The organism is Engelhardtia mirabilis (assembly GCF_007748095.1).
In the GTDB taxonomy this organism is placed as follows: domain Bacteria; phylum Planctomycetota; class UBA1135; order UBA1135.
Genome location: NZ_CP036287.1, coordinates 4,394,572 through 4,407,254, shown reverse-complemented (window position 1 = coordinate 4,407,254; position 12,683 = coordinate 4,394,572). Strand labels below are relative to the sequence as shown.

6 protein-coding genes are annotated in these 12,683 nt (G+C 71.4%); 3 read left to right on the top strand and 3 right to left on the bottom strand.

Annotation, left to right across the window (positions count from 1 at the left end):
• Window positions 1-95: 95 nt before the first annotated feature.
• From Pla133_RS16285 to Pla133_RS16275, 3 genes are all read left to right on the top strand, one after another.
• Window positions 96-1,640, top strand: a complete 1,545-nt coding sequence (locus Pla133_RS16285; RefSeq protein WP_145067115.1) for a dicarboxylate/amino acid:cation symporter — start codon at window positions 96-98, stop codon at window positions 1,638-1,640.
• 721 nt (window positions 1,641-2,361) lie between these two features.
• A complete protein-coding gene (locus tag Pla133_RS16280; protein ID WP_145067113.1) occupies window positions 2,362-4,017 on the top strand; it encodes an RNA 2'-phosphotransferase in 1,656 nt (551 codons plus the stop codon).
• A 69-nt stretch (window positions 4,018-4,086) separates the two neighbouring features.
• Window positions 4,087-4,986, top strand: a complete 900-nt coding sequence (locus Pla133_RS16275; RefSeq protein ID WP_419191603.1) for a lipopolysaccharide kinase InaA family protein — start codon at window positions 4,087-4,089, stop codon at window positions 4,984-4,986.
• Window positions 4,987-5,013: 27 nt separating this feature from the next.
• On the opposite strand, the gene Pla133_RS16270 is transcribed toward Pla133_RS16275, so the two are convergent.
• The 3 genes from Pla133_RS16270 to infB all read right to left on the bottom strand — a co-directional run bounded on the left by Pla133_RS16270 (window position 5,014) and on the right by infB (window position 12,514).
• Complete coding sequence (locus Pla133_RS16270) at window positions 5,014-8,484, bottom strand: serine/threonine-protein kinase (RefSeq protein ID WP_145067109.1); 3,471 nt, start codon at window positions 8,482-8,484, stop codon at window positions 5,014-5,016.
• Between the two features lie 73 nt (window positions 8,485-8,557).
• Window positions 8,558-9,028: a 30S ribosome-binding factor RbfA gene (gene rbfA, locus Pla133_RS16265; protein ID WP_145067107.1), complete on the bottom strand. Its 471-nt coding sequence runs from the start codon at window positions 9,026-9,028 to the stop codon at window positions 8,558-8,560.
• A gap of 138 nt (window positions 9,029-9,166) precedes the next feature.
• Window positions 9,167-12,514, bottom strand: coding sequence for a translation initiation factor IF-2 (gene infB, locus Pla133_RS16260; protein WP_145067105.1), 3,348 nt, complete (start codon window positions 12,512-12,514; stop codon window positions 9,167-9,169).
• Window positions 12,515-12,683 lie beyond the last annotated feature (169 nt).

Sequence of the window (12,683 nt, the reverse complement as noted above, 5' to 3'; positions counted from 1 at the left end):
GGGCAGCGCCGAGCCAGGCCGCTCGAGCCCCGCAGTCGTCGCTCGGAACGCCCGAGCTGTTCGCACGGCTCCCTTCGCGGCCTTAGCCTGCGCCCATGAAGTTCCACTGGAAGGTCCTGGGCGCGATGGTCCTGGGGTTGCTGCTCGGTCTGGCGATGCAGTCGATGCTGGACGGCCCGGCCACGGCGGGGGGGACCTGGGTTGCCAGGCCGCAGGGCCTCGAGCTGACCAGCGCCAGCGGGCCCGCGGCCGGTTCGAAGCTGTCGCCCATGGCCGCCGGAGACGTCTTCGTCGCCGCCAGCGCCGACCGCAACGTCCCGCGCGACCAGTGGCGCCGCTTCGACGACGGGGCCGAGCCGGAGACCCGTCGCGCCCGGCTGGACGTGGCCGTGGCCCAGTTGGAGTCGGGCCAACTGCTGTGGCTCGAGCGCGCGGACGGCGAGGTGCGCTCGATCCGCCTGGAGCTCGACCCCGACTCGTCCCTCGCAGCCTGGATCGCGCCCTTCGACTTCATCGCCGACATCTTCCTGCGGCTGCTGAAGATGCTGATCGTGCCGCTGGTGATGTCCTCGATCATCGCCGGCGTGGCCGGAGTCGGTCGCATGGGCGACCTGCGGCGCCTGGGCGCCAAGACCTTCGCCTACTACATCTCGACCAGCCTCTTGGCCATCGTCGCCGGCCAGATCCTGGTGAACCTGTTTCGGCCCGGCGACGGCGCCGCGCTCGGCCTGGAGTTGGTCAACCCGAGTACCGAGAAGATCGGGCTGGTCGACATCCTGCGGCGAATGGTCCCTGAGAACGTCCCGGCGGCCATGACCGACAACGGGATGATGCTCCAGATCATCTTCTTCGCCCTGCTGTTCGGCTACTTCCTGACTCAGGTGGGGGAGCCCCACGCGCCGCGCGTGCGCGGCCTGGTCGATGGGCTCTTCGCGGTGATGCTGCGCATGGCCGAGGGCGTGCTGAAACTGCTGCCCCTGGGTGTCTTCGCCCTCTTGACGCGCGTCGTGGCCCAGACCGGCTTCTCGGTCTTCGAGCCGCTCCTGCTCTACATGTTCACGGTCACCCTGGCCCTGGTGATCCACAGCGCGGTGACCCTGCCGCTCTTGCTCAAGTTCGTCGGGCGGCTGTCGCCGATCGGCTGGGCCAAGGCCATGGCACCGGCGCTGATGACCGCCTTCAGCACCAGCTCGTCCAGCATGACCCTGCCGGTCTCGATGGAGACGGTGGAGAAGCGCGGCCGGGTCTCGAACAAGATCACGTCCTTCACCCTGCCCCTGGGGGCCACGATCAACATGGACGGCACCGCGCTCTACGAGTGCATCGGCGTCGTCTTCCTGGCCCAGTACTACGCCAGCGCCCAGGGCTACGAGTTCACCCTCGCCAGCCAGGCGACCGTCGTGCTGTTGGCGCTCCTGGCCAGCATCGGCGCCGCCGGCATCCCCTCGGCCGGCCTGGTGATGATGTTGACGATCTTGGCCGCCCTGGGCCTGCCGGCGGAGGGCGCCGCCCTGTTGCTCGCGGTGGATCGGCCCCTGGACATGCTGCGGACCGTGGTCAACGTGTGGTCGGACTCCTGTGGGGCGGCGATCATCGCCCGCTCCGAGGGCGAGACCGGACCCCTGCAGGCCGGGACCTAATGTCCTGGATCAGAAATTCGGCGTCACTTCCCGGGCTCCGATCGCCGCTGGCGTCGCCAGCGCCTCCTCCGAGCATCGCAGCGGATACGCGTCGTCGGCGCGCCTAGCCAGCATCGATCGGACCTCCGGGCAGTGACGCCGAATTTCTGATCCAGGACACTAACCCACATCCATCGCCATGATCCGCGCCCCGCAGCCCCGAGCGGGGGCCAGCGGCCGCCTCTCGCGCGCTGACGGACGAGTTGGACGCACTGGCCACGCATCCTGGTGACGGAGCGAGCTGGCCCCGGCTCCCGGCCGGCCGGCCCCGGAAAGACGCTCGGGGGAGACCCTTCCGAGGGCAAATCCGCCCTCGGGAAGGCCCTCTCGGGGGGCGCGGGGGCACTGGATCGACTCCGGCGCCTCAGCGCCCTGGCACCCCTGGTGGGCGTGTCCTAAGCTGGGCCGCCTCGGGCCTTTCCGAGCCGTTCCGATTCGAAACCGACCCTTTGCGAGCGCCCGCCGGCGCCCCGGGAGCCAACGGCCCCTGGTCCCCGGTCCCGGTGCCTGACCGCACCGAGTTCGCTGTGTTCCTTGCCAGGCAGTCCCTCCGGGGGCTTCCCAGCCGGACACTGGTCCCGAGATCCAACGGTCCCATCTTCCAACGCGGCCCTGCGCCGCTGGCACCCGCCCGCCCGCGCGGGCCCCAAGCGAGCTCGATCACCGTATCGAGCGACCGCCCATGACCGATTCGGCCCTCATCGAGAGGATCACCCGCTCGCTGGCGTTCATGCTGCGCCACAAGCCCGAGCGATTCGATCTGGAAGTTGACGCCTACGGCTTCGCCGACGTCGACGACGTGATTCACGCCCTGAACGAGCGCCTCGGGGAGCCGGTCGACGAAGACCAGCTCACCGACGCGGTCGAGAGTGGAGACCGACAGCGCTACGAGATCGAGAAGGGCAAGATTCGAGCCCTCTACGGCCATTCGATTCCCGTCGAGGCCGGGCCCGACGCCCAACCGCCCGAGCAGCTCTACGTCTGCGTGCCGACCCGCGACGTGGACCGCGCCCGCCGCTACGGCCTGCGCGGCGGACGCCGCTCCTACCTGCACCTGGCCCTTACTCCGGACGACGCCCGCGAGTCCGGTCGGCGCCTGGCGCGTGAGTACACGCTGCTCACCATCCACGCCCTGGACGCGTGGGAGGACGGCGTCTGCTTCTACGACCGCAAGGCCCTGTTCCTGGCCGAGGAGATCCCGACCGAGATGCTCGAGATCGGGGAGTCCTTCGACGATGGGTCCGATCCCATCCGGCACGACAGCCGCGAGGGTGGCGAACGGGAGCGTGGTGGCCGCGAGCGCGGCGGGCGCGAGCGCGGCGGGCGCGAGCGAGGCGGCCGAGGTCGCGACCGCGGTGGCCGCGAGCGCGGTGGCCGTGGTGGTCGAGATGACGATTCGCGCGAGGGCGAAGGCCGGGATCGCGACAGGGCCGAGAGGCACTCGAGCGACCGGCACTCGGCGGACCGCAGCTCTGGCAGTCGTGACGCGTCGGACCGTGATTCGACCGATTCGAGCCGACGCGGTCGTGATCGCGACGACAGCCCCCGCGGGCGTGAAGAGCGACCGGAGCGCGTTGCTCGCGCCGACGTGCACGAGAACGGTGGAGACCGCGATCGCAGCGGCCGCGATCGGACCCCCCGCGGCAGTTCCGACCGCGGCAGTTCCGACCGCGACCGTGCGGGTGGAGCTCGCGCTGGCGGTGATCGCGAGGCTCCGCGCTACGGTCGCGGGCGCGGCGATGACGCCGACGAGCGCGAGAGCCGGGCACCCGCCCGCGCCGAGCGGACCGACGAGCGAGGCGCTCGCGGCGAAGACCGCGCGCCCCGCGGCCGGCGTGAAGAGCGTGACGAGCGCCCCGAGCGCGGCAGCCGCCCCAGCGAAGGCGATCGAGATCGCGGCGCGAGTCGCGGCCCGCGCAGGGATTCCGAAGCCGAGCGCAGGCCCCGCCGGGACGCCGAGGCCGAGCGGGCTCCGCGCCGCGATTCCGAGCCCGAGCGTGCGCCCCGCCGGGACCCCGAAGCCGAGCGAGCTCCCCGTCGGGACCGCGATGCCGACCGCGCAGAGCGTCGCCCGCGCCGTGAAGAGACCGAACGGGCGCCGCGTCGGGAGCGGGAGCCCGCGATCGAGCCGGCCGCGGCTTCGAAGCCCCAGCAGCGCGGTTCCGGAGGCTTCGGCCTCGGAGTCTTCGATGCCGAAGCGAGCTCCCGTGAGGCCAAGCGCGAGTCGAGCCGAGCGCCGCGGGCACCGCGTGCGCCCGAGCCCGAGCGCGCTCCCGTCGAGAAGCGCAGCGAGCGCGCCTCCAGCGATTCCGGCGGCGGCTTCGGCGCTGGAATCTGACCGACCCCGATCGAAAGCCCGTGCCGCCGTCGCTCGCGAGAGCGGCGGCGGACGGCTCGATCCCTGGCCTTGCCTCGCCCGCCCGAATTGCCGGCTGACTACACGCTCCAGCGCGCGGGCGGTGGCTCACTGGTCGTAGCCGACCACGCCGCCGAGCGGCTCAGGGCGGCTGGATTCGAACCCGACGGGGATCGGCATCCGCTGCCGGCCAGCGACCTCTCGGGCCGCATCCCACTGGGCGAGATCCACGGCAGCGGGCCGCGCCTGGTGGTGCGTCGTTACCGTCACGGCGGCCTCCTGCGCTGGTTGACCGGCGCCAGGTTCATGGACGCGTCGCGACCGGTCCGCGAGCTGTGCCTGTCGGCCGAGCTGCGACGGCTGGGACTCGCGACCCCCGAGGTGATTGCAGCTCGGGCCCGCCCGGCTCGTCCCGGCTGGCTGTTGGACCTGGTGTCGGTACGGATCGAGAACGCGCTCGACCTGGGCACGGTGCTCGAGATGGCGCGCGCGGGGGAGCTGGCGCAGGCGGATCGCGCGGCGCTGCTGGCCCGGACCGGGGCCCTGATCGCGGAACTGCACGACGTCGGCCTGGCTCACGCGGATCTGCAGCCCCGCAATCTCTTGGTGGAGCGCGGCTCCCTCGGTACGGCGCAACCGCGTCTTTGGGTTCTGGACCTCGATCGCAGTCAGCTCGTTCCCAAGCTCGACCGTGCTGCGCGGCTGCAGAACCTCGCGCGGCTCTTGCGCTCGGTGCGACGCCGTGAGGGCCGCGGCAGGGCCTTCTTGCGCCGAACCGACCTGCCCCGCTTCCTGCGCGGCTACGCCGGTGCCGATTGGCGGGGGCTGCTGCCGGACCTGGTCGCGACGCTCGAGCAGCGGTCCTGGCACCACCGTCTGGGTTGGTGGCTCGAGCGGCTGGTCGGTGCCAGCCCGGCCGATCGCGACGGCGCCGCCCAAGTGCGTGGCTGAGCCGATCGGCGGACTCAGTCGAGGTGCTCAGTCCAATGTCGCGACGTTGGCGGTGGAGCGCGGGTAGATGGGGCCGTCCAGGGTCAGGACGGCCTCGAGCAGGCGCTCGGTGTAGGCCCCCAGCGCCAGGCGCAGGTCGGGGCGCCTGATGTTGCGAGTGGTACGGCGGATGCGTCGCCTCAGGCTCCGCACCAATCCATCCGCCTCGGACCCGCGGTCTTCGTGCCGCAGCATCACGGCGCAGGTGCCGTCGACCACGATGCGGTCGATCAGCTCCAAGCCGTGGATCTCCGACAACTCGTGGGCGCGGTCGGAGTTGCGCAGGGCCGCGGCGTCGTCGCCGTCGAGCAACTGGACCCGCGCGAGGATGGCGCGGCCCAGGGCCTCCGCGCGGTGGTAGCCGATGTCATCGGCGGTTGCCAGGGCGCGTTGGATCGAAGCGCGTCCACCCTCGACCTGCTGTTCGCACAGGAGCAGGCCCAGCCACAGGTCGACCAAGACCCCCGCCCGCTGGTCTTCGATCTCCTCGGTCACCAGCCGTGCCTCGCGCAGCTGCGCCTCGGCCTCGTCGGGGCGGTCGGCGTCCAAGAGCAGCCAGCCCATGCGGGCAGCAGCCTCGGCCTCGCGCCGGCGATCGCCGGCTTCCCGTGCCAGGGCCTGGGCGCGGCGGGCCGAGGCCAGGGCGCGATTCACGCGTCCGGCCGCGCGCCAGACCCGCGCGCGCATCAGGTAGGCCCCGGCCCGAATCCCGGGTGCCTCGCGGCCCGCCAGACGCAGGGTGGCCAGGGCGGAGCGCACGTCGTCGAGCGCGCGTTCGAGTCGATCGTCGAGCACTTCGATCCGCGCGCTGACCAGGTGGGCGAGGGCCCGCTGCTCGGGTTCGACCGATGCGCTCAGGGCGCGTGCGGCGAGTTGGCGCGCGCGCGAAGTGGAGGCGAATTCGGCCTCCACCAGGGCCCAACCGCGCAGCGCCTCGACCTCGATGCGCGCGTCGCGGGCCTTCTTGGCCAGGCCCACGGCGTTCCTGAGCATGCCCCGCGCGGTGCCGAACTCGCCGGTCGAGTAGGCGTGGCGACCGTGCAGCAGGTAGACCGTCGCCTCCTCGGCGGCGTCGGTGCCGGTGCCGGTGGCCAGCTCGGCCAGTCGGTCCAGCCAACGGCGTTGCAGCTCGCGCTCTCCCAAGCGGTCGGCGGCGCCCAGGCCGCGCTCCAGCAGGTTCAGTTCCCGCTTGCGAAGGCTCGCCGGCCTTCCGAGGGCGTCGAGGGCCTCGAGCCCCCAGCGCGCCAGTCGCAAGAGGCGGTGGGGCGAGCCGCGTCGATCGTCGGGCGGCAGCAGGGACCAGACGGCCTCCAACAGCTCACGCTGCTCACCGGCTGCGCGCAGGTGGTAGGCCCGTTGGAAGTCCACGTCGCGGTCGTCTTCGATCGTCGCCAAGGCGCGCGCCGCCATGCGGTGTAGGCGCACGCGACGGTCCGGCGAAAGGGATCGGTAGACCGCCTCGCGCAGGGCGGCGCGGGCGAAGCGATAGCGCGGGCCGTTGGCGACCAGCCAGCCGCGCCGCGCCAGCTCCTCCAGCGCGCCATCGACCTCCGCCGCAGTGGCCGGGGCGAAGGCGGTGCAGAGGAAGTCGGTCTCCAAACGGCCGCCGACCACGCTCAAGCGCTCCAGCCAACGGCGCATGAGCGGGTCCAGCTCGCGGTAGCGCTGGCGCATGGTCACCAGCAGCGATCCGGGCAGGGCGATCCGGTCGGGTTGGATCTCTAGGCGCAGGCGCCCGGGCTCGCCGTCCAACGGCGCGGCTTCGCCCCGGTCGACCAGACCGACCAACAACTCTTCGAGGATTCCCGGGTTGCCCTGGCTGCGCTCGTGCAGCACGCGCCCCAGTCGCAGGCGCGGCGTGGTGTGGTGGAAGTGGTGGGTGACGAGTTCGGTGACGTCTTCGACGGTCAAGGGATCCATGTGGATCGTGCCGGCGAGGTCGACCTGGGCGGCGCGGCGCCGGGCGTGCTCCAGCAGGCGCGCAAGCTCGGCGGGTTCTGCCGGCGGACGGTCGTCGTCATAGGCCAGGAGCAAGAGCAGACGGCTGTCCGCCGACCGCTCGAGCATGCGGTCGAGGGCCTCCAGGGTCGCGGCGTGGGCCAGGTGCAGGTCGTCCACCAGCACCACGACCGGTCGCCCGGCCGCCAGGGCCGCGATCCAGGCGGCGAGGGCGACCGCCGCACTGCCCTGAACCGGGGCGTCCCCGTCTCCGAGCAGTGCCCTACGCAGCACGTCGGCATCGCGGGGCGGAACCAGGTGCTCGAGCAGTTGGATCTCGCGCGGGCCGAGGGGGCGGTGGGGAGGCAATTGCAGCCAATGCTCGAGCAATCGAATCGCCGTGCCGTAGCGCTGGGACTCCGTCAACTCGCTGCAGCGCGCGTGCAGGAACAGGCACGGCGAGTCACCGGCGCGCAGGGTTTCGATCAGGTCGCTGACGAGACGCGTCTTGCCGATTCCTACGGGCCCGGACAGGGCGATCGCGAGTCCCTGGCCCTCGCGCAGCACTTGGGTGTAGGCCTGGCTCAAGCCGCGGAGCTCGTCGCGTCTGCCGACGAACTGCAGGCGGTGGCTCTCGGCTCGCAGGGCTCCGGGTCCGCCGCCGGAGCCCAGGGATTGCTGCACCCTCGCCCGCCACCAGCCGCTCTCCTCGCCCTCGTGCAAGATGCCGGCCAAGGCTTCCGCAGTGGGTCGCTCGCTCGGACTCCGCCGCAGGCAAGCATCCAGGAGCGCGTCCAGCAGGGGACTCAGCTCGGGCACATGACGCGACGCGGGGACGACCCGCGCCGTCGCCAACGCGGCCAGTAGGTCGGAGGTCTCGCCATCGTCTGCGCCGAAGGGGTGGTGTCCGGTGGCGAGCAGGTAGAGGACGGCGCCTAGCGCAAAGACATCGCTGGGCGGACCTGAGCGGCCGCCGGAGAGGAACTCCGGCGCGAGGAAGGCCAGGGTGCCGGGGAGGCCGCCCTCGCCGTCCAGGCTGGCGTCCCGGGCGAAGCCCAGGTCGATCAGGACCGCGCGACCCTCGGCATCGAGCCGCACGTTCTCGGGCTTGACGTCGCCGTGCACCAGGTCGTGGGCGTGCAGCGCAGCCAGGGCGGAGCCCAGGTCGGCGCCGATCTCGCGCAGTCGAGGCTCCGGCAGGGGCTCGCCCTCGGCCAGGACCTCGGACAGGGTCGCGCCGGGAACCCAGACCATCGACAGGTAGGGCAGCTCCGCGTCCTCGCGGAAGGCCAGTACGCGCACCAGCGAGGGGTGCCGAACCCGTCGCGCGACGGCGGCCTCCCGAGCCAGGGCCTCGACTTGGCGAGCGCGCTCCGCACCCTCGGCCGAGGGGACCTTGAGCGCTACCAGATCGCCCGCGGAGACGCGGTCGATCGACCGCGTGGCGCGGGCCAGCAGCACGCGCCCCCCGGCGCCGGCGCCGAGCTCGCGCTCGATCTCGTAACCGGAAAGCTGCGTCACTTCTGATCCGATCCCGTTCACTTGGAACGGTGTAGTCGATCGGTGCGAATCCCCGATTCAGATCGGGTGGCCTTCAGTCCGCCTCTTCGTCCCGGGCCTCGAGAAACTCCTCCACCTCGCGGTCCAACTCGTCCTCCTCGAGCGGGTCGTCGAGGGCGGGGCCCTCGTCCTCGTGGCCCCGAGGGCGGATCTGCTGGTCCCGCTGCAGGGCCTCGCGGATCATGCGATCCATTTCGTCGGCGTATTCGACGGACTCGTCGAAGGCCCAGCGCACGCGCGGGATCTTGCGCGTACGCAGGACCCGCCCGAGCTGGCGCTGCACGAAGCCCGCGGCGGACTCCAGGGCCCGCTCGGTCTTGCGCCGCTCCGTCGGTCCGCCCAGAACCGTGAAGAAGATCTTCGCGTGGGCCAGGTCACTGGACAGCTCGCAGCGAGTGAGCGTGATCATGCCCACCCGCGGATCGTTGAGCTCGAACTCCACGCAATAGGCTGCGCGTTCGAGGATCCGGGCCTGGAGCTTCGCGATGGTGCGGGGGTTGGCCATGTCTGCCTGAGTTCCTACTCCGTGGGGCGCTACCGCTTGGGGCGTTCCCGCCTGGGTCGTTACAGGGCAGTAGCCTCGAGCGAGTCGCGCGCGGGGCGGCGGCGTGCCGCGAGGCACGCCAGCCACCCCCGCCGCGGCTCAGATCTTCCGCTTGGTCTCGACCAGGCGGAAGGCCTCGATGACATCCCCCTCCTGGATGTCGTTGTAGTTGCGCAGGACGATGCCGCACTCGAAGCCCTCGCGGACCTCCTTGGCGTCGTCGGATTCCCGTCGCAAGGTCCCGATCTCGCCGGTCCAGACGACCTTGCTGTCGCGCATCAGGCGCACCTTGCTGTCACGCATGATCTTGCCGTCCAAGACGTACGAGCCGGCGATGTTGCCGATGCGCGAGGACTTGAAGAGCCGACGAATCTCGACGTGGCCGGTGATCTGCTCGCTGATGTCCGGCGAAAGCTCGCCCTCCATCATCAAGCGGACGTCGTCGAGAACCTCGTAGATGACGTTGTAGTTGCGGATCTGAACCCCGCCGCGCTCGGCCAACTGTCGGGCCTTGGGGTTGGTGCCCACGTGGAACGCGATGATGGTCGCGTCCGAGGTGGTGGCCAGGTCGACGTCGCTCTCGGCGATCGCGCCGACACCGGCGTGCAGCACCTTGACCACGACCTCGTCGTGGACGAGCTCCGCGAGCTGGGCCTTGAGCACCTCGACCGAGCCCTGCACGTCGCCCTTGACGATCAGGTTGACGACGCTCTTGTCGGCCTGGGCCACCGCTTCGAACAGGTTCTCGCGGCTGACCGCCTGGCGCTCCGCCAGGGAGACCATGCGGTTCGAGTGGGCGCGCTCTTCGGCGACCTGCTTGGCGTCCTGGAGGTCCGGGACCACGTGGAAGCGCTCGCCGACACCGGGCAGCTTGTCGAGACCACTGACCTCGACCGGAGTGGCCGGGCCGGCGGACTTGATCGTCTTGCCGCGGTCGTCTTGGATCGAGCGCACCTTGCCGTAGCCCTCGCCGGCCAGAATCACCTGGCCCTGCTCGAGGCTGCCGTCCTGGATCAGGAGGTGGGCGACGATGCCGCGGCCCTGCTGGACCTCGGCTTCGAGCACGACGCCCGCGGCCGGACCGGTGGGGTGGCAGCGCAGGTCGAGCAGTTCGCCCTCGAGGAACACCCGCTCGAGCAGCTCGTCGATGCCCTCGCTCTTGAGCGCGCTGATCTTCAGCATGGCCGTGGTCCCACCCCATTCCTCGGGGATCAGTCCGAGCCCGGAGAGCTCGTTCATGACCTTGTCGGGGTTGGCCTCGGGCTTGTCGCACTTGTTGATCGCGACGATCAGGGGCGTCCCCGCCGCCTTGGCGTGGTTGACGGCCTCTTCGGTCTGGGGCTTCACGCCGTCGTCGGCCGCCACCACCAGGATCGCGATGTCCACCGCCGAGGCGCCGCGGGCGCGCATCGAGGTGAAGGCCGCGTGGCCCGGGGTGTCGATCACGGTCACCTTGTGACCGGCCTTGGTCTCGACCTGATAGGCACCGATGTGCTGCGTGATGCCGCCGGATTCCCCGTCGGCGATGCGGCTGGCGCGGATCGAGTCGATCAGCGTCGTCTTGCCGTGGTCGACGTGGCCCATGATCGCGACCGTGGGCGGGCGCAGGACCAGGTCCTCCTCGTCGATCGCCTGCCGCTTCTGATCGAGCTGGGAGAGCAGAGCCTCCTCGGCCGCGATCTCGCGCGTGACCTCGAGATCGACCTCGTACTCGGCGGCCAGCAGCACCGCCGTGTCCTCGTCGATGTTCGTGTTGATGTTGACGGCACCGAAGCCGAGCATCCGGAAGGCGGTCTTGAGCAGCTCGTTCGACTTGACCGAGAGCACCTCGCCCAGCTTCTTGATCGTGAGCGGGTGCTCGACGGTGACCGTGCCGCCCCGCGAGGGCGAGATCGAGGGACCGGCGTGGTGCCGTCCGCCGCCGCGACCGCGACCGGCGCCGCCGTGCTGGGGGCGCTGGCGACGCAGGAATCGACCGGCTTCGCGCTCGCGTAGCTGGGCGGCTGTCAGGTCGCCCCGCTGGACGTCGCCGGAGCGCGAGAGGGCGCGCTTACGGTCCTTCCCGAAGGTCGGCTGGACGTTGGGCGCCGGTTGGTCGTCAGCCGAGCGGTGCCGGCGCGACTCGCGACGCACGGGCTTGTCGGTCTGCAGCTTCGAGAGGTCGATGAACCCGACGACCTTGCCCTGACGTCGCTTGGACGAGGGGCGAACGATGTCGGAGTCCTCGCCTGCAGCGGGCTTGACCGGAGTGACTTCGCCACTCGCGGCCGCGGTCTTGGCCCGGGCGGCGGCAGGCTTGGCTTCCCCGCCGTCAGCGGGGCCGGCTTCGGGTTTGGCAGCGGCAGCGGCAGCGGCAGGGCGCGCGCGGTCCGCCGCTCCCTGACCGGCCGTCGGGGCCTGCGCTCCGGCCGCTGCTCCAGTGGAGTGCGCCGGGGCTCCTACGCGATCGGAAGGCGCTGCGGACGGGACCGCCGAGGGGGTCGAAGCAGCCGGTGTGGCTGACGCTGAAGTTGTTGCCGCCGGTGTTGCGGCGGCCGATGGCGATGCAGCGGCGGCCTCGTCGGGCGACGCAGCCGCGGCGGGGGCCCCTGCACCGGCACTGGCCGGTTCCGCTCCGGCCGACTCAACTGCGGCCGACTCAACTGCCGCCGACTCAGCTGCCGCCGACTCAGCTGCCGCCGACTCAGCTGCCGCCGACTCAACTGCCGCCGACGGTGTGCTCTCAACTCCGATCGAGTCTTCCGACGCCACGTGGGATGTGGCCGCGTCGGACCTTGCCGGGGCGGACTCCGTCTCGTGGGACTGTTCGGCACCGGCCGTATCGACCGTCGCCGGGCCCTCGCCAGCGGCGTCGATGGACTCCGGCGCGCCAGCCACCTTCGACGTCGCCTCCGCAGCCGCGGGCTCGCCGACCGATGGTTCCGTTGCAGCGACACTGGCGACCGTTTGCTCCGGCGCCGACGGCGTCTCGGCAACCTGGGGCGTGGGGGTACTCGCTGACCTCGCCGGCACCAGCACGGTGTCCGAATCGTCGTGAAGGCCCGCGTCCGCCGCCGTTTGAGGGGCTGCCGACTCGGTGGCCGTGGCCTGCGTCGCGGCTTCCGATTCCCCGCGCTCGGTCGAGGCGACCGGCTGCGGCTCGGACTCCGGCTCGGCGGCGACGGGAGCTGCCACCTCTTCTTCCTCACCCGGCTTGCGGCGCTTCTTCTTGCGCTTGATCACAAGACCGCCGGTCTCCGGCTCGGGCTCGGCCGACGCATCGCCGCCGCTGCGGCTGTAGCCGTAGGCGTCGAGTCGTCCCTCGATCAACATCAGGTCCGCCTCAGGAAGAGCCGTCATATGGCTCTTCACCTGGGCGAAGCCCATCTCGCGCAGCTTCGCGGCCAGATCCTGGCCGGTCATGCCGTATTCCTTGGCGAGATCGTAGACGCGCTTCTTCGAGGTCACGGGTGGGTCGGTGTCCTGGGGTTCGCGGGCACTCGTGTGCTCGCGTGGGCTGCTGATCGGAGGCTGCCGGGTCGAGCCCGCGCCCCGCTGGTATCAGCGAGGCCCGAGGACCGACCCGATGGGGCCTAGAGAGTTCGACGAGGTTCGGAGCGGGGTGGGCGTGGGGCGA

Coding starts and splice junctions, on each gene's coding strand:
- Pla133_RS16285 (WP_145067115.1), top strand. CDS start 96: ATGAAGTTCCACTGGAAGGTCCTGGGCGCGATGGTCCTGGGGTTGCTG.
- Pla133_RS16280 (WP_145067113.1), top strand. CDS start 2,362: ATGACCGATTCGGCCCTCATCGAGAGGATCACCCGCTCGCTGGCGTTC.
- rbfA (WP_145067107.1), bottom strand. CDS start 9,028: ATGGCCAACCCCCGCACCATCGCGAAGCTCCAGGCCCGGATCCTCGAA.